This window comes from Clostridium tertium, from assembly GCF_017873245.1.
GTDB classification, from domain to species: domain Bacteria; phylum Bacillota; class Clostridia; order Clostridiales; family Clostridiaceae; genus Clostridium; species Clostridium tertium.
In genome coordinates this window covers 156,750-180,722 of record NZ_JAGGJY010000008.1, presented here as the reverse complement: position 1 = coordinate 180,722, position 23,973 = coordinate 156,750, and the positions used below count along the sequence as shown (strand labels likewise).

Sequence of the window (23,973 nt, the reverse complement as noted above, 5' to 3'; positions counted from 1 at the left end):
AAACTATAACAGTAAAGGTGGAGTAGTCATGGATGAAGAAAATAAGCTTGCATTAATAGTTAGGCTTGGATTAACTCTAGAATACCTTAAAAATGAGGATTATGAAGGGGTATACAAGCAGTTAAGAAGTTTACTATATGAGATAGAAAAAGGATTAATAATACCATTCTAGGAGGTAGGAAATGAATTTATATCAGAAATTAGTTGAAATCAGAAAAGATGTTATCAACTTTAGTAAAGACACAGAAGGATATGGATATAAGTATGTAAGTGGTAGCCAAGCTATAGCAAAGATAAGAGAAAAAATGGATAGTTTAGGAGTTCTATTAGTTCCAGAAGTTAAAAACACAATATCAAGCACTTATGATTATGTTAACGCTAAAGGAAAAGAATGTACTGACCATATAATAAGCGGAGAAATGTCTTATAAGTGGATTAATGCAGATAATCCAGAGGAAGAATTAACTGTACCATGGCAATTATATGGGGCACAAGATGATATTTCAAAAGCTTTTGGAAGTGGTTTAACTTATTCAGAAAGATATTTTATATTAAAGTTTTTCCAAGCTCCAACTGATGCAGATGATCCAGATAGTAGAAATACATCAGGTAGAGGGAAAGGAAATAAAAAAGGCTTAAGTGAAGCACAAGTTAAGAGGGGTTATGCTTTAGGATTTAAAGCTGGATATGATAGAACTATTGTAGATAAGCAGATACTAAGTAAATTCAATAAGAAGATACAGGATTTAACTAAGGAGGAGTATGAAATAGTTTGTAATGGATATGAGAAAAGTGGAGGTAAGTAATGGCAGATGTTAAATGGATAAAGCTTAATACGGATATGTTCGATAATGCAAAGATTAAATATCTAAGAACCTTACCAGAAGGAGATAAGATAGTTCTAATATGGGTTATGCTCCTAGCTAAAGCAGGTAAGTGTAATGCAAATGGATATATCTTTTTAACAGAAAATATCCCTTATACACAAGAAATGTTAGCAGCAGAGTTCGACTTTGAAATAACTACTATACAACTGGCTTTAACTTCTTTAATGAGGTTAGGGATGATAAATCTTGATGAAAGCAGTTTTTATGTAACAGGGTGGGACGAGCATCAAAACATAGAGGGACTTGAAAAAATAAGAGAGCAGAACAGAATAAGACAAGCTAAGCGTAGAGAAAAACAAAAACTATTAAGTAGTAACGTGACAGGTAACGTGACAGTAACGGATAGTAACGCAATAGATAAAGAAGAAGAAAGAGATAAAGAAAGAGAAGAAGATAAAGATAAGAATATAAAAAAAGAAAAAAAGAAATCTGAATTTGACCTTATCATAGAAAATTATACAAATGATTTACAGTTAAGAAATATAATTTATGAGTTTATAAAAATGAGGAAAGCTATTAAAGCAGCAATGACTAGTAATGCACTTAAATTAATGCTTAGTAAATTAGATAAATTATCTAGTGGAGATAAGGATAAGAAATTTAAGATATTAGAACAAAGTATTATGAATTCGTGGAAGGGAATATTTGAGCTGAAAAGTAAAAATGGACAAGAGCAAGTACAGTATAGTAATGAAAAGCCTAAATTGAGATTTAATAATTTTAAGGGGCGAGATTATGACTATGATGATTTAGAGAAGAAATTACTGGGGTGGGATGAAGAAAGCGAGGAGGATTAATTCAATGTCAAAATTTAAAGTTGGAGATAAGGTTGTAAAAGCTGATGGCGAAAAGTGGACTAGTGGTGAAAAGTATAAATTTATTACAAAAATAAATTTTTGGCGTGAAGAGTATTTGTTAAGCAATAGCATAGGCTGGTGGGATGAAAAGGAATTGAAATTATATGAGGAGGTTAAAGAAATGAAAGAATTAACATTTAAAGAGGTTATAGCAAATATAAAAGAAGGACAAATTTGGGAAAGTGATATAAAAATTATAAAGTGTTCAATTAATGGGAATATAAGTGTGAGAAGTAAAATTGATAATAACTCACAAATAATGAATTTTAATAAAGATAATTTATATAAGTTGAAAAGGGAAGAATACACCTTCCAAGAAGCGTTTAAAGCATATGAAGAAGGTAAGGAAATAGAAAGTTGTTATACGGCTACTAAGTTTTGTGAAAATGAATATTTAGAAAATAATGTTTATTCAGATTGGAAATTGGGCGTTAGATTCAAAGTTGATGAAATAAAAGGCAAATGGTATATCAACGAGGAGGATTAATATGAGTAAATTAACACCTCATGAATTAGCTATGAAAACAGTAATGGATATAGAAAGAAGAAAATACTTAAGAGAAAAAGGAAAATTAGAAGCAGATAGCTTTTTAGCAGAGAATAGACTTAAGTCTTTTAAAAATATGTCTAAGATAAGATGTAAGACTTATAGAGGAAAGTAATTTTTAATAGGAGGAATTGAGTGTTTGAATTAAATAAACTTTATAATATAGATTGCCTAGAAGGAATGAAATGTATTCCAGATAAATATTTTGACTTAGCAATAGTAGATCCTCCATATTTTGATGGACCGAATAAAAGAAAGTACTATGGACGAACTGTAAATAAATTAAATATAAGAAGAAAGACATATTCAACAATTGAGGATTGGGATATTCCTAATGAAGAATATTTTAAAGAGCTAATAAGAGTTTCTAAGAATCAAATTGTATGGGGCTGTAATTACTTTGATTATTATTTAGGACCAGGAAGAATAGTTTGGGATAAAGTAAATGGAGAAAGCACTTTTAGTGACTGTGAGTTAGCTTACTGCAGTATTCATGATAAGACTAAAATGTTTAGATATATGTGGAATGGAATGATGCAAGGAAAGTCGATAAGTGAAGGTCATATAATGCAAGGTGATAAAACTAAAAATGAAGTAAGAATACATCCTACACAAAAACCAGTAAATTTATATAAATGGATTTTAATGAATTATGCAAAAGAAGGGTATAAGATATTAGATACTCATGTAGGGAGTGCATCAAGTTTAGTAGCTTGTTATGAAATGGGGTTTGAATTTCTAGGATTTGAAAAGGATAAAGAAATATTCAAACTGGCCAGTGATAGATTATTTAATATAATGAATCAAATAAATATGTTTGATGTAATTTAACAAAAGGAGAATAGGAGTAAATCCAACATAGTTATATATTCCTATTCTCATATGAAAATCAAATAATAACGAGGTGATTAAGTGATATTAGCAATAGATCCAGGGAATATAGAAAGTGGAGTAGTTTTAATAGATGATAAAACATTGCGACCGGTAATTATAGAAAAGATAGATAATGAGGAATTACTAGAGAATATATATTCTGATTTTTATAAGAAGTATTACAACGTAGCAATAGAAAAAATAGCAAGTTATGGAATGCCTGTAGGCGAAACAACTTTTGATACTTGTATATGGATAGGAAGATTTTATGAAGCAATAAAAAATAAATATCCAGGAGTAGATATAGAATTTATCTATAGAAAAGATGAAAAGATGAATTTATGTAATTCCATGAAAGCAAAAGATAGCAATATAATACAAGCTTTAATAGATAGGTTTGCTCCTAATACACCTAATAAGGGTAAAGGAACTAAGAAAGAACCAGGTTGGTTTTATGGATTTAAAAAAGATATATGGCAGGCTTATGCAGTAGGGGTAACTTACTATGATATGTATTTGAAGGGAGATAAGCAATGATAAATCTAATATTAGTCGCAATTACATTGAGGATTTATTGGAAAGCTAACAAAGAAGCAAAAACATGGACAGATAAATTAGTTAATCTAGGTTGGTTTTGGGTAATTAATATGATAATAGCAAAGTTTTTGTAGGAGGAAGTAAGTAATGGAAATAGATGAAATAAAAGTAGCAATAAATAATTGCAAATGTGATGAATGTACATTAAGAGAGGCTTGTGACTTATACGAATTATTCAAATCTGAAACTATATGAAAAGCAATAACAGATAGAGCGGAGGATTTTTAAATGAAGATTAAACTAGGAGATTATTTTATAGAAACAGACGAAAGACAGTTTAAGGTTAAGAAGTATCTAGGTAAAGACAAAGATGGAGAGAAAGATTTATATAAAACATATGCTTATTGCACAACACTTTCTACAGCCCTTAAATTCATACCTCAGCAAGCGATTAGAGATAATGACGATATAAGTGTCGTGATAGATAAACTAACTCAAATAGAGCGTGATATTAAGGCTATAGATGAATATGTAAAAGAAAATGAAAATTATAAAGAGAGATATGAAGAGTTAAACAGATATATTGAATTAAATTATGAAAGTGAAGGTGTATAGATAATGATAACTGAAAAAGATTTAAAAGAAATAAATGAGAATTTAGAAGGTATAAAACAAGCAAGGAAACTAAATATAAAAGCTAAGGCTAAAGTTAACCTAGAAGATGGCTCGGAAGCTTTAATATATCATCTAGGACAAGCTAATGACACTATAAGGATTGATATAAAGGGGTGTAAATAGTGAAACCAATATTATTCAACACAGAAATGGTTAAGGCAATAATGGAAGGTAAAAAGACAGTTACTAGAAGAATAATAAAGAATAAGTATTCTAATGCAAATATAGAGTGGTTTGAAGATAAATATGGCAAAAGATTAGTTTATATGCAAAATGATTCACCGAAGGATATTAGTCATGATAATGGAAGTAGGACGTGTTATTTAAAATCTTATAAGGAAATTCTACAACCTTATGATGTAGGAGATATTCTTTATGTAAGAGAAACATGGAAGAAGTACACAAAAAGAATAGGCAAAGGTGAAAATTGCAGAATAGCTGAATTTTATGGATATAAAGCAGATGAGGATAAGAGAGGTAATCCATCAGAGTTTTATGAAGGAAACTGGAAACCAAGTATTCATATGCCTAAAGAAGCAGCAAGAATATTTTTAAAGGTAACTAATGTGAGAGTAGAAAGACTACAAGATATTACAGAAGAAGGAGCTATTAAAGAAGGAATTAGGGTTTATACAAAAGATGAAAAGGTATATAAATATGCTTTAAATGAAAAACAATATCCATGGATTATTATGCCTAGAGAGCCTATTACTCCTTTTTGTGAATTGTGGAACAGTACCATAAAGAAGGAACAGCTAAATAAGTATAGCTGGCAAGCTAATCCATGGGTATGGGTAATAGAGTTTGAAAGAATAGAAAAGGGGAATGAAAATAATGAGAAAAATAATTGTTGATTATTATTATGACTTTGCAGAAGTAAAGATTGAAGATAAAACTCAAATTGTATGTGTGGAAGATTTAAGTGAGATTAAGATATTGATAGATTTTATAGGTGAAAATTTAGATATAGAGATAGAAGAAAGGAATTGTAATTAATGAATAAAGTAATACTTATCGGAAGATTAACAAAGGATCCAGAATTAAATTTTGCAGCAGGAACAGGAACTGCAGTAACTAGATTTAATTTAGCAGTAACAAGACATTTTAAGAAAGATGAAACAGATTTTATTAATTGTATAGCATTTAATAAGAGAGCTGAAGCAATAGCACAATATTTAACTAAAGGTAGACAACTAGCAGTAACAGGAAGTATAAGAACAGGAAGTTATGATGCTAAAGATGGAACTAAGAGATATACAACTGATATAGTAGTAGATTCATTTGAATTTATAGGACAAGTTAATAACAATAATCAAGGTAATACAAGTGAAAATAAATTTAGTGGGATGAATTTTGAGGATGAAATAACACCAGATGATACGGGAGACTGTCCTTTCTGATGGAGCAACTTGGATTTAGTTTTATTAGATTCAAGGAAGAGTGTACAGAACTTAATAGTAAATTTACTTTAGGTTCTGTATGGAACTTCTTATTTGAACATGAGAACAATTACATTATAGAACTAGATGGTACTTTTTATGGTCCGTTAAAAGAGCGGTGTGAAAGACTATAGGAGGGAGTATGAATAGGCAAGAAAGAAGAAAAAGGGATAGGGAAATAGAAAAGGACAAAGATTTTGTTAAGAAGCTATCAGTTAGTGAAACTAAGAGAATGAATGAAATTATAGATAAGATAACAAAAGATAAGGCAGAGCAAGCTATAAATTTGATATATGGAAGTTTTATATCTGTCTTAGTAAGTGAGGGATGTTCATTTGAAGAAATAAGAAAAGTACAGATATTAATGACAGAATTTATATTAGACGAAAAAGAGAAAACAAAAATATTAGAAAAGGAGAATGTTGATATGACTAAGTTGCAAATGGAAGTTAGAGAATTTATGAAGGGATTAATAGCACAAGGAAAGAACAGAAAGGAAGTTATAGAAGAAACTGTATTTAAATTTCCTAAAGCTACTAAGAATATGATTAATAGGACATTCGGAGAAATAGATGATGAAAAAGTGTTAGATGATGCAGCGGCTTATATTTTAGAAGATAACAAGAATATTAAGAAAGCTATAGAAAAAGAAGATGCTAAGAAGATAGCAGAAGAAGTAGCAAGACAAATAGAGAAGGAAATAGAAGAAGTTAAGGAGGATAATAGTATGCCTAAATTAAAAGTTAAGAAAGTAGAGTTAGAAGGAGAGTTCGGAAGTTATATAAGAGAAGGAAATAAAGTTACAGCAGGAGAGATAACATTTAATAGCTTACAGGAACTAGAAGAATATAAGAAAAGAGAGATAGAACTATTTAACTTAAAGATGCAAGAGATAGAAGCGGTATATAAAGCTGAGGTGAGATAGATGTTCCTAATTGGTACAGGGGTATGGATTATAGCAGTTATATTGATAATTCTGTTCTTTAGAGGTGCAAGTGAGAAGGAAGTTATATTAAGGCCTTTGGATATGAAAAAGTCTAATATAAATGTAACTATAACAGAAGAATTTTATAAAAGCATAGAAGAAGATGAAGAGTTTAGAATTGGAGCATTAAAGAATGATATAGATAACACTATAGAAGAATTTTGGGATAGTGTACAAACTAAACTTAACGTTATGGGTATGATGGGAATACCAACGGATATGATCTATAGAGATTTGGATAAACATATTAAGAAGATGCATGAGAGAGGTTATGTATTTAAAGAGTAATTTTGATATTATTGCGAATTAAAATTAGAAGGTTATATAAATGATTAGTAAAATTCTAAATTGTTACCCTATAATAGGGCCATCACCAGAATCTTCATTTGAAGAAGTAGAACTTTGTTTTTTAGATGAAAGATTTTGTTCTTGAGCTGCAATTGTAAGCATTATACAACCCACACCAACAATAAAATTACCTAGTACATTTATTTCATCAGGAGTTCTACCTTTTGAAAAAGAGACTGCTAATAAATTTGTTAATACAACTAAGTCTTCTGATGATAAATTGTCTAATGATATCATTCTTACACCTACTTTCTCAAATTAGTATATTAATAAATATGATTTGTTTAGAAATATATGAGCATTTATTAATAAATTAATAGTAATATTAATTATTTTATTCGTAATACAAATAAAGGACATATTACGAGTGGATCTTATATGGTCCACTCTATATAGTTATAAATTTGATTGAAAATGTGAAAAGCTTAAGAAATATAAATATTACCCTTGCCAACTATTACAATTCTATAGTCTGGTTTTAAAGCAGTTAAATTAAATTTATCAGATTTAGCAGGTAGACGAATTGATTGAAGGATTATTTGATTTTCATCAAAAACTTGTAAATAAACACTTTCAGTATCAGAAATATTTTGAACTATATATTTATTTTCTGGTGATAAATTAAAGTCAGAAACTTGATAAACTCCTTCATCAAATATATTTACAGCATATGCTGATTGAGTAAATATACAGAAAGATAAAGATAAAGAAATTAAAAGCATAGAAATAAATTTTTTCATTATAACAACCACCTTTCAAGATTAGTTTATCTAGATGGGGATGAAATATACAAAAACGTATGAATTAGGAGGGATTGAATGGATAAAAAGGAGTTTAAAGAAACAGAAGAAAAAGTTAAAAGATATTATCAAAAAGAGAAGAAGATAAAGTCCATAGAAAAGACTATTAAAATATTAGATGACCAAATAAATAAGATAGAAAAAGATTTAAGAGATTGTAACTTTAATATAGATCCGGAAGAAAGTATGTCATCATCCTTTGAAGAAAGAGTACAAACATCTGGAAGTGGAATAAGCTATGCAGAAAGAGAAATAATGAGAGTTACAGAAATGAAGATAAGAAGAGTAACTGAAAAGAAACTTGAAAGGGAAAAGCAAGAGGAATTACTAGATACTATAGAAAGAGATATAAGTGAAATAGAAGATGTAATATTCCAATTAAGTCCAGAACATAAAATGATTTTAGAAATGAAGTATGGTAAGAAATATAATGAATACAAAATAGCTCATGAAGTACATTTAAGCCAAAGTCAAGTTAATAAAAAGATTAGACAAGCTATACAAAGTATAAATGAGTGGAATAGGTGGAATAATTTTGGAATAAAACTAGAATAATTTATATATAGGAAGTATGGTTTAATAATATTGTGGAAAGCTTGGACAGGGTTTTTCATTGTGGATTGACCTCCTATAATTATAGCACCTAGTATAAAAGCTAGGTGTAACATGGGGATAAAAGACTTTGTACTAGTTTAATCTAGGGTAGGTTCGATACCTACTATCTCCAAAGAGGTTAAGTTAATTACCTTCGAGATTATGGAATTAATTTAATTGATAGGTGCTGAGTGTTGTAACCGTTGGTGATCCAGAATACATTAAAATCTCTCTCATAAATTCTCAATACCCTTTTATAGAAAAGCACTTAGCATAATAAATGTTAGGTGCTTTACTTAATTTACAGAAGAGTATAAAATTGTAAGTGGGGTGATATAAGATGAAAAATAAAAAGTTACTATGGGTTATTATTTTTGTTGTATTAGTAATTTCTCTAGCTATAATAAGTAACTGCTATAATATTGAAGGTAGTGATTACTTTCAACTTATTAGTTCAATAATAGGAACGATTATTGGAGCAATGGTATCTTTTGAGATTTTAAATATTACAATTTCAGAGCAAAGAAAAGATTTAGATAAACAAGTTAAAATCCAAATTTCTAATGAGAAAATTAATGATTTAAATATTATGTATAAAAATATTATAAACATAAAAGATTTAGTAAATAAATTATACAATTCGTTAGAGATATATGAAGAAAGCTTGTATGATTTTAGAGATAATGTTGACTATTTTAGAGAGGATATAAGAAAATACAGAATTACTGAAGTCAATGATTTGATAGGTAGATGCTATAATGGGAATATAAATATAGCTGAAATAGGGGATGTATATTTAGATTTGAAATTATTAATAGGAAATACTGAAATAATAGCAATTGGCTTAAACGAACAGAAAGTAATAGATGGAATAAATGAAATAGAAAAAGCATTTAGTAAATGTGATCAATATTATGAGAAAATAGTTAAGAACTTTGTTAAATACTCAAATTTTTTTCAGTACAGTGAAGATAAAGATTATAAAAAAATGACGGATAATATACTTGATATAAGTAATACAACAATAAAATATAAAAATGATATATATAATATTGTACCATTAACTGGTGGAGTTATTTATGAGATAGGTGAATATAAAAAATATTTATATAGATGCAAATATGAATCATTAGATAATAAGGATAATTAAATTAAGATATTGCTAAGGGGTAGTAGTTAAAAGATTACTAGTCCTTTTATTATGCCTGCAGGAGCTAGTAAGGAACTTTAAAAATAAAAAAATAAAAGGAGGTAACACTCCCTTAGTTATCTATCAATTGTTTCTTACTAGCTTTTAATATATAAGGAAAGGATGTGAGCTTATGGCTAAATCAAAATATGAATTAATAGTAAAACCTAAATTGATAGTTATTGAAGGTTGGGCAAGAAATGGGCTCACAATAGAACAGATATCTAAGAATTTAGGTATTAGTAAAGTTACTTTCTATAAATATATGAATGAGCATAATGAACTTTCTGAACGCCTTAAAAAGGGGAAGGAAGTTATTGATATAGAAGTAGAAAATGCTTTATTAAAAAGAGCATTAGGATATAAATATAATGAGGTAACTAAAGAGTTAACAGATGAGGGGTTACAAGTCACTAAGATAGTAACCAAAGAAGTACAACCAGATACAACAGCTCAAATCTTCTGGTTAAAGAATAGAAAGCCAGAAGATTGGAGAGATAAAAAGGATATAGAGCATAGTGGGAATGTAAATAACCCATATGAAGGATTAACAAAGGAAGAGTTATTAAAAATAGCTAGTGAAGATGATGGATAGAAAGTTAATAAAATTAGGTGCTAAATGTGAACTTGCAAGACGTGAGTTCTTTTTTTATTGTAATTTAATGGCACCAGATTTTTATAAGAAGAATAGAAAATATCTAATTGAGTTGTGTAATGAATTCCAAGAGTTCTATGAGAGTGATGATGAAGTATTAATTATAAATGAACCTCCTAGACATGGTAAATCAAGAACAGCATCATTATTTGTTGAATGGGTACTAGGTAAAAATAAAAATGAAAAGATAATGACAGGATCATATAACGAAACATTATCTACTATGTTTTCTAAGAATGTTAGAAATGCAATACAAGAAGAAAAAGCAGATAAATATAAGCCTGTATTTAGTGATGTATTTCCTAATGTGAGAATAAAACAAGGTGATGGAGCTATGAATCTATGGAGTTTAGAAGGTGGATATAATAACTATCTTGCTACTTCTCCTACTGGAACAGCTACAGGGTTTGGAGCATCACTATTAATTATAGATGACTTAATTAAAAATGCAGAAGAAGCCTATAATGAAAGTGTTAAAGAAAAACATTGGGATTGGTTTACTAATACAATGCTTTCAAGACTTGAAGAAGGTGGAAAGATAATAATTATAATGACTAGATGGGCCAGTGATGATTTAGCTGGAAAGGCATTAGAGCATTATAAAGAACAAGGAGCAAAGGTAAGACATATAAGCATGAAGGCATTACAAGATAATGGAACAATGCTTTGTGAAGAAGTGTTAAGTAGAAAGTCTTATGAAGCTAAAAGAAAAGCCATGGGGGAAGATATAGCATCAGCTAACTATCAACAAGAACCTATAGACTTAAAAGGATGTTTATATAAAACTCTTAAGACATACACAGAGGTACCAAAAGATGAAAAGGGTAATTGTTTATTCACATCTATTAAGGCTTATTGCGATACAGCAGATACTGGAGAAGATTACTTATGTAACATAATTTATGGTGAATATAATAAAGAAGCTTATGTATTAGATATTTACTATACTAAAGAATCTATGGAAGTAACTGAAAAGGAAACGGCTAAAAGATACTTAGAACATCAGGTAAATAGAGCATTAATAGAAAGCAATAATGGTGGTAGAGGATTTGCAAGAAGTGTAGAAAGAATACTTAAGGAAGTATTTAATAGTAATAAAACTAAGATAGAGTGGTTTCATCAAGGAGAAAATAAGATAGCTAGAATATTATCCAATAGTACATGGGTAATGGATCATATATATTATCCTGCTAATTGGAGAGATAAGTGGCCAGAATATTACAAGGCTATGGTTAAGTATCAAAGAGAAGGTAAGAATAAGCATGATGATGCTCCAGATGCAACTACAGGTATAGCAGAACAATTTAATAATAAGAAAAAGGTTAGGGTAGGAAGTAAATCTAAATTAGGATTAAGATAATTTCGCTAAATTTTGGTTTAATAAATATTAGTTAAATTACCTATTTAAGCCATTTGTGAGATATAAAAATAAGAAAATATGTTTAATAAAACTAAACATTTAATATAAAAAGAGGTGATAAAATGCCAATAATTAAGGATAGAGATTTACTAAATGAAGATGGAAGTATTCCTATAAAACTATTAGTTAAATGTATTGATGAACATAAAGCTATAGTAAGGAATAAGTACGAGAAGTTAAATAAATATTATGATGGAGAACATAAGATATTAAATAGAACATTATCAAGTACATCTTTACCTAATAATAAGGTGGTTGCTAATCATGCAGAGTATATAACAGATATGGCAACAGGATACGTATTTGGAACTCCAGTAAGCTATGGAGGTAAGGGAGCAGAAGAATTAAATAAGATATTTATAGAAATAGATGAAGATAGTCATAACAATGAGTTAGCTTTGGATTTATCCATATTTGGCGTAGGGTATGAATTAATCTATATGAATAACGAAGAAGTTCCTTACCCAGAACTGGCAGTAGTAAGTCCTTTAAATAGCTTTATTGTGGTTGATAGCACAGTTAAACATAAGCCTATGTTTGGAGTGACTCATTATCCTAAGTATGATATTGATAATTCATTAAAAGGATATGATGTTAATGTCTATACAGATAAGGATATAACACATTATTTCTTTACAGACTTAACTAGTATATCCCCAAGTGTTGATGAACCAGAAGAACATTATTTTAAAGGTGTTCCATTAATTGAATATAAAAACAATAAGAAGTTCAAAGGTGATTTTGAAGGAGTAATAACTTTAATAGATGCTTATAACTTACTTCAATCAGATAGAATAAATGATAAAGAACAAATGGTAGATGCTTTACTTGCTGTTATAGGTGCTTCATTAGGTGATGATGGAGAAGAGAAGATAGAAACAGCTAAACTATTGAAGGAATTAAAGATTATTGAACTAGACCAAGGTGGAGATGCTAAATGGTTAGTTAAAAGTCTTAATGAAACAGAAATAGAAGTTCTAAAGAAATCCCTTAAAGATGATATACATGAATTTAGTAAAGTTCCATGTTTAACAGATGAAAACTTTGTAGGTAATGCTTCTGGAGTAGCTATGAAGTACAAGCTATTAGGCTTTGAGCAATTAGGAAAAACTAAAGAGAGATACTTTAAACAGGGCTTAAGACAAAGGTTGAAGTTAATGGCTAACATAGAAAATATACGAGCTAAGAATATAAATCCTAGTGACATAGATATTACTATGAAGAGATCACTTCCAGTAGATGATGAACTTGCTGCAAGAATAGCACAAGAAACAGATGGGTTTATTAGTTGGGAAACTAGAGTTAAGAGATTTGATGAAGAAATAGACATTGATGAAGAAAGAAAAAGGCTAGATGAAGAAAAGAAAAAGAATATAGAGGACCAACAAAAAGCCTTTGGATCATATGATTTTAAAAATATCACCAAAGAAGATGGTGAGGTAGATGAAGAATAGAAGTAATGGTTATTGGAAGAATAGAGTCAATGAAAGAATGGCTACTTATCATAAAGATAGTGATGAAACTATAAGGAAAATTACTAGTGCTTATGATAAAGCTATTAAGGATATTAATGGGGATATAAATAATATATTCTTTAAATACATGAAAGATAGTAATATTAGTGTTAGTGAAGTTAGGCAATTATTAAACTCTAAAATACCTAAGGAAGAATTAGACGATATAAGAGCTAAGATACATGGAATACAAGATGAAGAATTAAAAAGATATATGATGGCTCAATTAAATGCAGAAGCTTATAAGACTAGAATAACTAGATTAGAAGCTTTAAAAGAGAGCATATATATTAATACCAAGTTAGCAGCAGATGTTGAAATAAAGCAAAGTACAAGACTATATACAGATAATATAAAGAAAGCCTATTATACTAACCTATTTGATATTCAAAAAGGATTAGGGATAGGCTTTAATGTTGCAGAAATGCCACTAGAAACTGTACAAGAGATACTTAAGAATAACTGGAGCGGTAAACACTACAGTAAGCGTATATGGCATAATACAGATGTGTTAGCAGAGAAATTAGAAGAAGTAATAACAAATGGATTAATGACTGGTAAGAGTTCTAAAAAGATGGCCATAGAGTTAGAGGAATTAACTAACTATGGTAAGTTTGCAGCAGAAAGAATTGTAAGAACTGAAACAACTTATATATCTAATGCAGCAGGAATAGAATCTTATAAGGAATGTGGAATAGATAAATATGTTTTTATTGCTACATTAGATTTAAGGACAAGTAGCCAGTGCAGAGAACATGACAAGAAGATATTCAATGTAAAAGATGCAGAAGCTGGAGTAAACCTTCCTCCGTTACATCCACATTGCAGAAGTACAACAAGGGCTTATTTAGGAGAAAGTACTTTAAAGGATATTAAAAGAAGGGCAAGAGATCCAGAGACAGGAAAGTCTTACTTAGTACCAGGAGATATGAGTTACAAACAATGGTATGATAAGTTTGTAGTTAATAAGTATGGCAAAGATAAAACAGAAGTATTTGAGAAGATGATTAAGAATAAATCTTCTGATAGAAAGCAACTTAATGAATTTAAGGAAGTTTTAGGAAAAGAATCACCAAAGACATTGAAAGACTTTCAAGAGTTGAAGTATAATGATATTGAAGAATGGAAGCTAACAAAATATAATTATAAATTAAAAAAAGAAGTAATTGATAATCCTAATGTTGTTTTAAATAATGCTAATAAATTTGAAGTTAATGAGAATAAATATTTAAAGTATATTTTTGGTGGAGAAAACAAAGATGGATTAGCTAAAGGAAGAGCAATAGAAAGTAGATTAGGATATAATATAGATAATTACAAAGAATTTGATAAATTAATTAAAAGCAATATAGGTAAATATCCAGCAAGACATAAAGCTAGTACACCACATGGGGAAAAATATGAAGTTAATATGGTTGTAAAAGGACTTAAAGGGAAGCAAGCCAAAATACTGGTAGGTGTTATGGATGATGGAGTTCCTAAGTTAACTACATTATATATAGATAAATTAAAGGAGAGTGATTTAAATCATGAGTAAGCTTCAAATAGAAGAATGTGATATTGTAAGGTTAAAAGACGGAAGAGAAGGAACAGTATTAGGGATATGGGCAGATGGAGAAGCTTATGAAATAGAATTAGATCCTCCAGAGTTAGAAACCATAAAAAAAGAAGAAATAGAAAAAATAATATATAAAGCTTAATTAGCACTTACTAAGTAAATGGTAGGTGCTTTTATTATACCTAAAATTAAGTCTTGGGAAACTAAGGCTTTTTATTATGCCTTTTATTACTTACTGTAAGGCGTTAAAGAACAGGTTAGTAAATAATATTTGAATCTAATGGGCATTGAACATTAGGGGCAAGGAGGAAGAAATGAAAAGAAAATTAATAATGAATCTGCAATTATTCAGTTTAGGTGGAATATCTAGGCCTTTACTAGAAGCAGATAGTGGAGTAGGTAATGGAGGTTCTGGAACTGGGGCAGAAGGTGGCAATGGTGAAGGAACTGGAGAAGGAACCAAAGGAAACGAAGGTGGAGAAAAATCTTTTGATGATGTATTAAAAGATAAAAAGTATCAATCTGAATTTGATAAAAGAGTTGCCAAGGCTCTTGAAACTGCTAAGTCAAAGTGGGAGACAGATTACCAAGCTAAAATCCAAGAAGCTAAGACAGAAGCTGAAAAGTTAGCAAAGATGAACGCTGACCAAAAGGCAGAGTATGAAGCAAAAAAGAAGTTAGATGATCTAGCAAAAAGGGAAAAGGATATTACTACTAGAGAATTAAGAGCAACAGCTTATGAAACTCTAGCAGAAAAGAATCTGCCAAAGGAATTAGTAGATATTCTTAACTATTCAGATGCTGAACAATGCAATAAAAGTATTGAAGCAGTAGAAAAAGCTTTCCAATCTGCAGTAGAGAAAGCTGTAAATGATAAGTTAAGAGGTGGAAATCCTCCTAAGAGTGGACAAGGAAGTAAAACAGATTATAGCAAAATGAGTGATGCTGAATATTATGCAGCTACTTATAAAAATAAAAAATAGAAAGAAGGAATATTAAATGGCAAATGAATTTATTACAGTAAAGGAAATAGCAAGACAAATACTACCAAGATTAATTGAAAACTTAGTTTTTCCTAACTTAATCCATAAGGATTTTAGTGACGAATATGTAACTGGTAAAGGTGCTACTATTCAAGTAAAGAAGCCAGTTATTTTAACTGCTAAAGATTTTAATGAATCAGAAGGAACTTCTACACAAGATGTTAAAGAAGAATCAGTAGATGTGACATTAGATAAGCTTGCAACAGTTGATGTTGAGTTTGGAGCAATTCAAAGAGCAACTAATGTTGATGATTTAAATAGATTATTCTTAGAGCCAGCAGCAGTTGCTTTAGCAGAAAAGATTAATAGTGATGGATTATTCTTATACAAAGATATACCTTATGCAGTAGGAACTGCAGGAACAACTCCAAGTAAGCTTACTGATTTAGCTAATGTTAGAAAGATGTTAAATACAAATAAAGTTCCAGTTGCAGGTCGTGTTGCTGTGTGGGATCCAGAAGCAGATGCTAATTTTACAACTATAGATGCAATTGTTAATGCTGAAAAGAGTGGTTCAACTGCTGCATTAAGAGAAGGTTCTATAGGTCGTGTATTTGGATTAGATAACTACATGGCACAAGGTGTTAAGCAACATACTACAGGAATCACTAAAGCTACTGATGTTAAGGTAAATGGTAAAGTCACTGCAGGAGCAACAAGCATTGCTATAGATGGAACTGCTTTAACAGGTAAGCTTGTAAAAGGTGATATATTAACAATTAAAAAGAATAATTATGTAGTTGTAGAGGATACTGCAGATGCATCAACAAATGCAATTGCTTCAGTTAAAGTATATCCAGCTTTACCAGAAATCGCAGATGATACAGTAGTAACATTAGTTTCTGGACACACTGCTAATTTAGCATTTAATCCAATGGCATTTGCTTTTGTTACTAGACCATTAATTGCACCAGCAGGAGTTGAATCTTATGTTACATCTTACAATGGAATTACTTTAAGAGTAGTAAGAGGGTATGACATGAAGTATAAGAAAGAAATGCTTTCTATGGATGTGCTTTATGGATATAAGACAATGTATCCAGAGTTAGCAACAAGAGTATTAGGATAATAGAGGGTATTAACCCTCTTTTCTTTTGGGGGTGTTTTAAATGACACAATTAGAAAAATTAAAAATAAGGCTAGAGATAAAAGATACAAACCAAGATGAACTATTAAATATGATTTTAGAAGATGCAGAAAGTGAAATATTAGATTTCTGTAATAGAGATATACTTCCAATAAAGGCTGAATCTCTACAAAGAGAACTAGCCATTATTTACTACAATAGGCTAGGAAGTGAGGGAGAAACTTCTAGAAGTGAAGGAGGAGTATCTGTTTCTTATTCTACAGAGATACCAGAAAGTATTAAAAATAGGCTAATAGCTTTTAGAAGGCTTAAGTTAGTAGGTGTTGCTAATGCGAATAAAGAATAAAAAGACTTACTATCTTAAGAGGAAAACAGTAATTGAAGATAATGAAGGTGGTAAATATCCAGGATATTCAGAATCTATAGAAATACAAGCAAATATATATCCTGCTAGTGGGAAATTGCAAGCTGAAATATATGGAGAAAAGCTTAATTACATCTTAAATATGCTCTATGATGGGCAAGAAAACTTAAATGAAGGTGACGGAATGTGTGTATATGTTCCTAAAGATAATGAACCAGATTATAAGGTTATTAGTATAAAAAGATATTCTCACTTAGCAATTGAATTGGAGAAGATATAAAAATGAGCAATAGTATTATTGGTTTAGATAGCCTTCTTAAAAAGTTAGATAAGTTAGGTGGGAATGTTGAAGAAGTACTTTATAAGAGTATGCAGCAGCAAGGGGAATTAGTTAAGGGTGATGCGAAAGAATTATGCCCAGTAGACACTGGTGATTTAAGGAAAAGCATTTATAAAAAAACTAAAAGAGCCAAAGGAAGAATAGTAAGTACTATTTATACTAACTCAGACCATGCAGCATATGTTGAATTTGGTACAGGGAAGGTTGGAGAAAGAACTAATACCAATACTAATGTAAATGTTAGTTATAAGCAGGATAAATGGAAAGTTAATATACCTGATGTAGGGGTAAGGTGGGTTGAAGGACAACCTGCTCAACCTTATCTTTACCCAGCCTTAAAAAATAACGAAGAAAGAATAATAGAGAATATAAAAGAAGATGTTAAACAAGCTATAAGAGAGGTGGCTAAAAAGTGATTAATGTTAAGGATCAAGTTTATAAGGCTATCAAAGATATCTGTACTAATGTAAGCGATAGTTATCCTTCTGAATGGGCGAATTTACCTGCTATACAGTATGTAGAAGAAGATAATAGGGTTTATGAGTTCACAGATGGCAAGGAAGATAAGTCTTATATAAGATATAAAATTGATATTTGGCATAATAGGAGTACTTCAGAATCTGCTTTAGAAGTAGACAAAAGAGTATCTGCTTTAGGGTTAAGAAGAACCTTATGTCAAGATGTAGCTGACCCTAGCGGGTTAAAACATAAAGTAATGAGATATGAAGGGATTATAGATAATAATACCCAATTAGTTTATCAGTAAAGGAGGAATATAGATGTTAGCTAATGGAATTAAGTTAGGATATAAGAAAAAAGGTGCTGAACCAGATACTTATACAGATTTAGCTGGGTTAAAAGAAGTTCCAGAAATGGGAGATGAACCAGAGAAGGTAGATAATACTTGTTTAAGTGATAAGGTAAAGCAATATGAATATGGTATAGGAGATCCAGGAGATTTAGAATTTAAATTTAAGTATGAAAATTCTAGTGCAACTAGTCCATATAGAGTTTTGAGAGCAGCTGCAGAGAGTAAAGAAGTATTAAGATTTGAAGAAACATTTCCAGATGGAACAAAGTTTAATTGGGATGCACAAGTAAGTGTTAAATTAGGTGGCGGTGGAGTAAATGGAGTTATAGATTTTACTCTAAAGATGGCACTTCAAAGCGAAATAGCAGTAGTTGACCCAAGTTAAGTATTTAGTATCTTTTATTCTCCACATATTTAGTCTATAATTACATTATCAGGAGATATATGGAGGGTATTTGATGATTATTGATAAAGTTGAATTCAAAAGATTAAAAAAAGAAGGCGGAAGATTAAGATGTATAATTATCGTAGATTCTAATTTTGGAAGTGGTAATTTATGTGTTAATAACTATGGTATATTTTTTGAACAAGCTTTTAAAGATAAGCATTTTATAAGTTTTGAATCAATTAAAAGTTTTGATGTTAATGGCCTTAATATTCATATAGTTTACGAAGAAGATTATAAAATTAGTTTTGTTTGTAAGAAGCAAAAGCATGTTATAGAGTTATATAATGAATATGCAAAGTATAATCATTTTGATACACTAACATCAGAGGATATTAAAAATGAAGAAAAAGAGCATAAGGAAGCTGAAAACCAGAGAAAAAAAGAGCTTTTTGAGAAAATAATGGCTTCTAATCCAGAAGTATCTCAAAGTCCACAACGAACTCCGAGTTATATACCAGTTAAAGAAAAAACAGTATGCTGTCCTAAATGTGGATCTACTCAATTAACAGCTAATAAAAAGGGTGTTGGTCTAGGGAAAGCTGCAATAGGAGCGTTTGTTGCAGGCCCGTATGGGTTAGTTGCTGGAGGAATAGGTAAAAATAAAATAATAATAACTTGCTTAAATTGTGGTAAACAGTTTAAACCAGGCAAATAGCACTTACTTATTGTAGGTGCTTTTATTTATGCAAAAAAGAAAGGATGATATAGATATGGCAAGAAAACAATTTGCTATATGGCAAGTAGGAGATGAAGAGTATAAGTTAAAGCTTAAAACTTCTACTTTATGTGATTTAGAAGAGAAATTAGGAACTAGCTTAATGAATGTATTAGGTAATGGTAATATGCCTGCATTAAAGATAATGCTTACAATAACTCATTATGCAATCAAAGATTACAATGCAAATATTAAATTTAAGGATGTTCAAGATCTATTTGATAAATACATTGATGATGGGGGAAGCCAATTAGAATTTTTTACGAAAGTACTTATGGATGTTTATAAGGTGAGTGGTTTTTTTACGGAAGCACAAGCGGAAATGATAGAGGAGAAGCAGGAGAAAGCAGAGGAGATGCTTTAAGGATAGAAAATATAGCAGAGTATATAGAGGAATTGTATCCTAAATTTTTAGATATGGGATATACTCCTTCTTTATTTTGGGATAGTTCTTTATTAGAAATATATGATTTAATGGAGAGTTATAACAGAAGAAAGAAAAATGAAATGAAAGAGCTAGAGGAAAAGTTAAAGGCAGAAATATCCCTTAATGCAGTATTAGCAAGGCAAATAGGGGAATATGTAGCGAGTCTATTTAATAAAGAAGTTCAATTAACTCCATTAAATAATTTTTTTCCAAGTCTTTTTGAAGAAGATGAAGAAGAAGTTGATAATGATATGGCTTTATATAAGGCTAGGATGGAGGAGTTCGCATTTAGACATAACGAGAGATTAAAAAGAAAGGGGGAATAGCTCATGGATGGTATGACCTTGGAGAAATTGCAAGTTCTTATTGAAGCACAAACTAAAGGTTTTAGGGATGAAGTCGCAAAAGTTCAAAATGAAGTTAAGAAAATGACCAATAGTGTTAATAATGAAGTTAATAAAGTTAAGAGCATATTTAAGAGTTTAGGTAGATTTGTAGCAGCTGTAGGGATAGGAAAATTCTTTGTAGATAGTACAAGGCAAGCCATGAAAGTTGAAGCAGCCATTCAACAGATAACTCGTACAATGGGTGAAAGTACAAATCAGTTCTTAAAATGGGCAAAGAATAATGCATTAGCATTTAATATGTCACAAAGTGATGCTATGAACTATGGAGCTGTATTTTCTAATTTAGTAAGTACTTTTAGTAGTGGTACTAAAGAAACATTACAATACACTACAGACTTGTTAAAAGCATCTTCAATAATTGCATCTGGTACAGGTAGAACTATGGAAGATGTAATGGAACGTATTAGATCTGGTTTACTTGGTAATACAGAAGCAATTGAGGATTTAGGAGTAAATGTTAATGTTGCTATGTTGAAAAGTACAGAAGCATTTAATAAATTTGCTAATGGCAAGTCGTGGGATCAGTTATCTTTCCAAACTCAACAGCAAATTAGACTTATGGCTATATTAGAGCAAACACAAAATAAATTTGGCGGTGAAGTATTCAATAATACTAATTCTAGCCTACAACAATTAGTAGCAGTATTAAAAGATGTGGCTTTAAATATAGGGAATGCATTCCTGCCTATACTAAATGTAGTTTTACCTATATTAACTGGATTTGCTCTTAAGTTAAGAGAAGTAACAGCATATATTGCAACATTTATGCAAACTTTATTTGGTAAAAAAGCAACTAGCACAGTAACGCAAACAATGCAATCTGCGACAAGTGCTGCAATAGGTGGTGCAAATGCTCAAAATGCTTATAATGATGCTTTAAGTAATACCGGAGATACAGCTAAAAAAACTGCTAAGGAAATGAATAGATTACTAGGTGGATTTGATGAAATTAATTCATTGAGTAATAGTGGCTCTAGTGGTGGAGGACTTCCAACTACAGGTGGGGTAGGTGGAGCTGACATACCAGCGATTGATTTAGGTTTAAGTACTGAACCAGATATCAGTGGGATAGAATCTGTTGCAAATAAATTAAAAGTTATATTTGAGCCAGTTATAGAAAGTTTTAAAAATCTTAAGACCGCAATTAAACCTTTAATAGATAATATAGGAATTATATTATTATGGTTCTGGGATAATATATTAGTACCTTTTGGAACGTGGACCATAAGTGAGGTAATGCCACAGTTCTTTAATATACTAGCAGGAGCATTTAAGATATTGAATCCTATACTAGAATCTTTTATGAGGTTAGGGGCATGGCTATGGGATAGTTTTTTACAGCCAATAGCAAGTTGGACAGGAGGAATTATAGTAAGTGTACTTACTGGGTTAGCTAAAGCTTTAAACATTATAGGAGATTGGATGAAAGATCATCAAGGAGTTGTAGATGCAATAACATTTTCTTTAACAGCATTTTTTGCAGCATGGAAATTAACAGAGTTGTTCGCATTTATACAGATGAGTGGGGGAATAGCAGGGGCATTCGCAACTATAACAAACGCAATAAAAGCTTGTACAATTGCTAAATTGGCAGATAAATTAGAAACTATTTATTTAACAGCTTTATATGCGAAAGATTTTATTATGTCTTTAATTAATGGAACAACAGCATTAATTAAACAAGCAGCCCAGTTTGTTATTAACACTGGATTAAAAATAGCTGATACAACAGCTACAATAGCAATGAATGTAGCAACAACTGCGTGGAATGTAGTTGCGGGTATAGCTACAACTGTAACAACAGCATTAGGAGCAGCACTTGCATTCTTAACAAGTCCTATAGGATTAGTCATTGTTGCTATAACAGCATTAATTGCGATAGGAGTACTACTATATAAGAATTGGGATGTTATAAAAGATAAAGCTAAAGAACTATGGGATTGGGTTAAAGAAAAATTTAATTCATTCAAAGAATGGCTAGGCAATATATTCCTTACAGATTGGTCACGAAAGTTTGGTAAGCTCGGTGAAATAATGAATGGTTTCCTAGGATTTGTTTCTTCAATTTGGAATAGTGTAACTAGAATCTTTAGTGGAATAATAGACTTTATTGCAGGTGTATTTACTGGAAACTGGTCTAGAGCATGGCAAGGTGTAGTTAATATCTTCGGAGGTATTATGGACGGGTTAGGTGCTGTAATAAAAGCACCACTAAATGGAGTTATATGGCTAATAAACCAAGCAATCAGTGGATTGAACAAAATTAAAGTTCCTGATTGGGTACCTTCTTGGTTAGGTGGAGGACAAGGTATTAATATACCACAAATCCCTTACTTAGCACGTGGAGGTATTATAGATAGTCCTACACTTGCAATGGTAGGTGAAGCTGGTAAAGAAGCAGTAGTTCCATTAGAAAATAATAAAGGAGGCTTAAGAGAGTTAGCTAGTTTATTATTAGCAGAAATGAGACCAAGGAGCTCTAATAATGATAACTTTGGTGATGGAGATTTAATCTTACAAATAGATGGAACTGTAATAGGTAAAGTAGCTCTTAAGCAATTAAGAAGAATGCAAAGACAAGGGAATATAACTTTAATTCCAGTATAAAGGAGGAGTAGCGATATGATTAGTATAAATGGAGTGGCTATTGCTACTCCTAAAGCTTATGAAGCAACAGTAACTGATTTAGATGGAGAGACAAATAGAAATGCTAACGGAGACCTTATAAGGGATAGAATAGCAGTTAAAAGAAAATTAAATTTAGAATGGGGTCCATTAACCCAAAGTGAAATATCAACATTACTTAGTGCTGTAAGTAGTGTTTTTTTTACGGTTACTTTTCCAGATCCAATGAGTGGTATGGTAACTAAAACAATGTATGTAGGAGATAGAACAGCTCCTGCATATTCTTTTATTAATGGAGAAGTTAAATGGCAAGGTCTAAAAATGAATTTTATAGAAAAGTAGGAGGATATATTAATGAAATTAAGTAATGAAAAGTTAGTAAACAGTATAGGAGTATTAAGTAAGCTAACTAATATGGAGCTACCTATTAAGTTGAGTTATGCAATATCTAAAAATATTACTAAGATAGATAGAGAGTTAGTTGTTTACAATAAGGAAAGGCAAAAGCTAATTGAAAAGTATGGAGAGAAGGATGAAGAAAGTAAATTAAAAACTAAGGAAGATGGAACTATTAACATCTTAGATATTGATAGTTTTAATAAAGATTTAAAAGAAATTCTAGAAATAGAAACAGAAGTAGATATACATCTTATAGATTTAGAAAAAGTTGATGTAGATATAAACATTACTCCAGGAGAGATTATGTTAGTAGACTATATGTTTAAATAGATCCTTCTAAAATCTAAGAAAGGAGGGAGAATTATTTATACAACAAGTACAGCATATAAAACAGCAATAAAAGAAGGTTCAAGAGCTTTTGAATGTAGG

37 protein-coding genes are annotated in these 23,973 nt (G+C 30.4%); 35 read left to right on the top strand and 2 right to left on the bottom strand.

What is annotated here, in order from left to right:
* Nucleotides 1-182: 182 nt before the first annotated feature.
* The 15 genes from J2Z25_RS10875 (at nt 183) to J2Z25_RS10805 (ending at nt 7,088) form a co-directional block, all read left to right on the top strand.
* Nucleotides 183-806: an ERF family protein gene (locus J2Z25_RS10875; protein ID WP_209740442.1), complete on the top strand. Its 624-nt coding sequence runs from the start codon at nt 183-185 to the stop codon at nt 804-806.
* The gene (locus J2Z25_RS10870) at nt 806-1,684 is read left to right on the top strand and encodes a phage replisome organizer N-terminal domain-containing protein (RefSeq protein ID WP_209740440.1); all 879 of its coding nucleotides are present in this window, start codon (nt 806-808) and stop codon (nt 1,682-1,684) included. Before J2Z25_RS10875 ends, J2Z25_RS10870 begins: the two co-directional genes overlap by 1 nt.
* A gap of 4 nt (nt 1,685-1,688) precedes the next feature.
* On the top strand, nt 1,689-2,231 hold the full coding sequence (locus J2Z25_RS10865) for a hypothetical protein (RefSeq protein ID WP_209740438.1): 543 nt from the start codon (nt 1,689-1,691) through the stop codon (nt 2,229-2,231).
* 1 nt (nt 2,232) lies between these two features.
* Nucleotides 2,233-2,406 (top strand): hypothetical protein, encoded by a 174-nt coding sequence (locus J2Z25_RS10860; protein ID WP_209740436.1) that lies wholly within the window; start codon nt 2,233-2,235, stop codon nt 2,404-2,406.
* Nucleotides 2,407-2,426: 20 nt separating this feature from the next.
* On the top strand, nt 2,427-3,122 hold the full coding sequence (locus J2Z25_RS10855; RefSeq protein ID WP_235840852.1) for a DNA methyltransferase: 696 nt from the start codon (nt 2,427-2,429) through the stop codon (nt 3,120-3,122).
* Between the two features lie 81 nt (nt 3,123-3,203).
* Nucleotides 3,204-3,701 (top strand): hypothetical protein, encoded by a 498-nt coding sequence (locus tag J2Z25_RS10850; protein WP_209740434.1) that lies wholly within the window; start codon nt 3,204-3,206, stop codon nt 3,699-3,701.
* Entirely contained in the window at nt 3,698-3,835 is a 138-nt protein-coding gene (locus tag J2Z25_RS10845; protein WP_209740433.1) for a hypothetical protein, read from the top strand. Before J2Z25_RS10850 ends, J2Z25_RS10845 begins: the two co-directional genes overlap by 4 nt.
* A gap of 154 nt (nt 3,836-3,989) precedes the next feature.
* The gene (locus J2Z25_RS10840; RefSeq protein WP_209740431.1) at nt 3,990-4,316 is read left to right on the top strand and encodes a hypothetical protein; all 327 of its coding nucleotides are present in this window, start codon (nt 3,990-3,992) and stop codon (nt 4,314-4,316) included.
* 3 nt (nt 4,317-4,319) lie between these two features.
* Nucleotides 4,320-4,499, top strand: coding sequence for a hypothetical protein (locus J2Z25_RS10835; protein WP_209740429.1), 180 nt, complete (start codon nt 4,320-4,322; stop codon nt 4,497-4,499).
* Complete coding sequence (locus tag J2Z25_RS10830; protein ID WP_342451346.1) at nt 4,499-5,230, top strand: hypothetical protein; 732 nt, start codon at nt 4,499-4,501, stop codon at nt 5,228-5,230. The genes J2Z25_RS10835 and J2Z25_RS10830 overlap by 1 nt, the downstream gene beginning before the upstream one ends.
* Nucleotides 5,211-5,372: a hypothetical protein gene (locus tag J2Z25_RS10825; RefSeq protein WP_195264535.1), complete on the top strand. Its 162-nt coding sequence runs from the start codon at nt 5,211-5,213 to the stop codon at nt 5,370-5,372. Before J2Z25_RS10830 ends, J2Z25_RS10825 begins: the two co-directional genes overlap by 20 nt.
* The gene (locus J2Z25_RS10820; RefSeq protein WP_209740427.1) at nt 5,372-5,776 is read left to right on the top strand and encodes a single-stranded DNA-binding protein; all 405 of its coding nucleotides are present in this window, start codon (nt 5,372-5,374) and stop codon (nt 5,774-5,776) included. Before J2Z25_RS10825 ends, J2Z25_RS10820 begins: the two co-directional genes overlap by 1 nt.
* Nucleotides 5,776-5,949: a hypothetical protein gene (locus tag J2Z25_RS10815; protein WP_195264537.1), complete on the top strand. Its 174-nt coding sequence runs from the start codon at nt 5,776-5,778 to the stop codon at nt 5,947-5,949. The genes J2Z25_RS10820 and J2Z25_RS10815 overlap by 1 nt, the downstream gene beginning before the upstream one ends.
* Before the next feature lie 8 nt (nt 5,950-5,957).
* On the top strand, nt 5,958-6,740 hold the full coding sequence (locus J2Z25_RS10810; protein ID WP_209740424.1) for a hypothetical protein: 783 nt from the start codon (nt 5,958-5,960) through the stop codon (nt 6,738-6,740).
* Nucleotides 6,741-7,088, top strand: a complete 348-nt coding sequence (locus J2Z25_RS10805) for a hypothetical protein (protein ID WP_209740422.1) — start codon at nt 6,741-6,743, stop codon at nt 7,086-7,088.
* Nucleotides 7,089-7,151: 63 nt separating this feature from the next.
* On the opposite strand, the gene J2Z25_RS10800 is transcribed toward J2Z25_RS10805, so the two are convergent.
* Both J2Z25_RS10800 and J2Z25_RS10795 read right to left on the bottom strand, forming a co-directional pair.
* Nucleotides 7,152-7,385 (bottom strand): hypothetical protein, encoded by a 234-nt coding sequence (locus J2Z25_RS10800; protein ID WP_111931679.1) that lies wholly within the window; start codon nt 7,383-7,385, stop codon nt 7,152-7,154.
* Between the two features lie 188 nt (nt 7,386-7,573).
* Nucleotides 7,574-7,888: a hypothetical protein gene (locus J2Z25_RS10795; protein WP_209740420.1), complete on the bottom strand. Its 315-nt coding sequence runs from the start codon at nt 7,886-7,888 to the stop codon at nt 7,574-7,576.
* 78 nt (nt 7,889-7,966) lie between these two features.
* On the opposite strand from J2Z25_RS10795, the gene J2Z25_RS10790 reads away from it, so the two are divergent.
* From J2Z25_RS10790 to J2Z25_RS10695, 20 genes are all read left to right on the top strand, one after another.
* On the top strand, nt 7,967-8,503 hold the full coding sequence (locus J2Z25_RS10790) for an RNA polymerase sigma factor sigma-70 region 4 domain-containing protein (protein WP_209740417.1): 537 nt from the start codon (nt 7,967-7,969) through the stop codon (nt 8,501-8,503).
* Between the two features lie 379 nt (nt 8,504-8,882).
* Nucleotides 8,883-9,692 (top strand): hypothetical protein, encoded by an 810-nt coding sequence (locus J2Z25_RS10785; RefSeq protein ID WP_209740415.1) that lies wholly within the window; start codon nt 8,883-8,885, stop codon nt 9,690-9,692.
* Nucleotides 9,693-9,864: 172 nt separating this feature from the next.
* Nucleotides 9,865-10,326 (top strand): transposase, encoded by a 462-nt coding sequence (locus J2Z25_RS10780; protein WP_209740413.1) that lies wholly within the window; start codon nt 9,865-9,867, stop codon nt 10,324-10,326.
* A complete protein-coding gene (gene terL, locus J2Z25_RS10775) occupies nt 10,319-11,746 on the top strand; it encodes a phage terminase large subunit (RefSeq protein WP_209740455.1) in 1,428 nt (475 codons plus the stop codon). Before J2Z25_RS10780 ends, terL begins: the two co-directional genes overlap by 8 nt.
* 122 nt (nt 11,747-11,868) lie before the next feature.
* The gene (locus J2Z25_RS10770; RefSeq protein WP_209740411.1) at nt 11,869-13,260 is read left to right on the top strand and encodes a phage portal protein; all 1,392 of its coding nucleotides are present in this window, start codon (nt 11,869-11,871) and stop codon (nt 13,258-13,260) included.
* Nucleotides 13,250-14,857, top strand: coding sequence for a minor capsid protein (locus J2Z25_RS10765; RefSeq protein ID WP_209740410.1), 1,608 nt, complete (start codon nt 13,250-13,252; stop codon nt 14,855-14,857). The genes J2Z25_RS10770 and J2Z25_RS10765 overlap by 11 nt, the downstream gene beginning before the upstream one ends.
* Complete coding sequence (locus J2Z25_RS10760; protein WP_099346050.1) at nt 14,850-15,020, top strand: DUF4926 domain-containing protein; 171 nt, start codon at nt 14,850-14,852, stop codon at nt 15,018-15,020. The genes J2Z25_RS10765 and J2Z25_RS10760 overlap by 8 nt, the downstream gene beginning before the upstream one ends.
* A gap of 172 nt (nt 15,021-15,192) precedes the next feature.
* Entirely contained in the window at nt 15,193-15,861 is a 669-nt protein-coding gene (locus J2Z25_RS10755) for a DUF4355 domain-containing protein (RefSeq protein ID WP_245173241.1), read from the top strand.
* Between the two features lie 16 nt (nt 15,862-15,877).
* Complete coding sequence (locus tag J2Z25_RS10750; RefSeq protein WP_195954743.1) at nt 15,878-16,990, top strand: major capsid protein; 1,113 nt, start codon at nt 15,878-15,880, stop codon at nt 16,988-16,990.
* 40 nt (nt 16,991-17,030) lie between these two features.
* The gene (locus J2Z25_RS10745) at nt 17,031-17,354 is read left to right on the top strand and encodes a phage head-tail connector protein (protein ID WP_099346048.1); all 324 of its coding nucleotides are present in this window, start codon (nt 17,031-17,033) and stop codon (nt 17,352-17,354) included.
* Complete coding sequence (locus tag J2Z25_RS10740; RefSeq protein ID WP_142418492.1) at nt 17,338-17,652, top strand: hypothetical protein; 315 nt, start codon at nt 17,338-17,340, stop codon at nt 17,650-17,652. The genes J2Z25_RS10745 and J2Z25_RS10740 overlap by 17 nt, the downstream gene beginning before the upstream one ends.
* 2 nt (nt 17,653-17,654) lie before the next feature.
* Nucleotides 17,655-18,128, top strand: coding sequence for an HK97-gp10 family putative phage morphogenesis protein (locus tag J2Z25_RS10735; protein ID WP_209740408.1), 474 nt, complete (start codon nt 17,655-17,657; stop codon nt 18,126-18,128).
* Complete coding sequence (locus J2Z25_RS10730; RefSeq protein WP_209740405.1) at nt 18,125-18,478, top strand: hypothetical protein; 354 nt, start codon at nt 18,125-18,127, stop codon at nt 18,476-18,478. Before J2Z25_RS10735 ends, J2Z25_RS10730 begins: the two co-directional genes overlap by 4 nt.
* Before the next feature lie 13 nt (nt 18,479-18,491).
* Nucleotides 18,492-18,908 (top strand): phage tail tube protein, encoded by a 417-nt coding sequence (locus J2Z25_RS10725; RefSeq protein ID WP_209740403.1) that lies wholly within the window; start codon nt 18,492-18,494, stop codon nt 18,906-18,908.
* Between the two features lie 73 nt (nt 18,909-18,981).
* Nucleotides 18,982-19,626: a hypothetical protein gene (locus J2Z25_RS10720; RefSeq protein ID WP_209740401.1), complete on the top strand. Its 645-nt coding sequence runs from the start codon at nt 18,982-18,984 to the stop codon at nt 19,624-19,626.
* 28 nt (nt 19,627-19,654) lie between these two features.
* Complete coding sequence (locus J2Z25_RS10715) at nt 19,655-20,050, top strand: DUF6096 family protein (RefSeq protein ID WP_207748296.1); 396 nt, start codon at nt 19,655-19,657, stop codon at nt 20,048-20,050.
* Nucleotides 20,051-20,103: 53 nt separating this feature from the next.
* Nucleotides 20,104-20,439 carry a hypothetical protein gene (locus tag J2Z25_RS10710; RefSeq protein ID WP_195959960.1) on the top strand — a complete coding sequence of 112 codons (336 nt, stop codon included), beginning with the start codon at nt 20,104-20,106 and terminating at the stop codon, nt 20,437-20,439.
* A gap of 3 nt (nt 20,440-20,442) precedes the next feature.
* Nucleotides 20,443-23,127 (top strand): phage tail family protein, encoded by a 2,685-nt coding sequence (locus J2Z25_RS10705; RefSeq protein WP_209740397.1) that lies wholly within the window; start codon nt 20,443-20,445, stop codon nt 23,125-23,127.
* Nucleotides 23,128-23,142: 15 nt separating this feature from the next.
* Nucleotides 23,143-23,487, top strand: a complete 345-nt coding sequence (locus J2Z25_RS10700; protein WP_209740395.1) for a DUF6711 family protein — start codon at nt 23,143-23,145, stop codon at nt 23,485-23,487.
* A 12-nt stretch (nt 23,488-23,499) separates the two neighbouring features.
* Nucleotides 23,500-23,874: a hypothetical protein gene (locus J2Z25_RS10695; protein WP_209740393.1), complete on the top strand. Its 375-nt coding sequence runs from the start codon at nt 23,500-23,502 to the stop codon at nt 23,872-23,874.
* Nucleotides 23,875-23,973 lie beyond the last annotated feature (99 nt).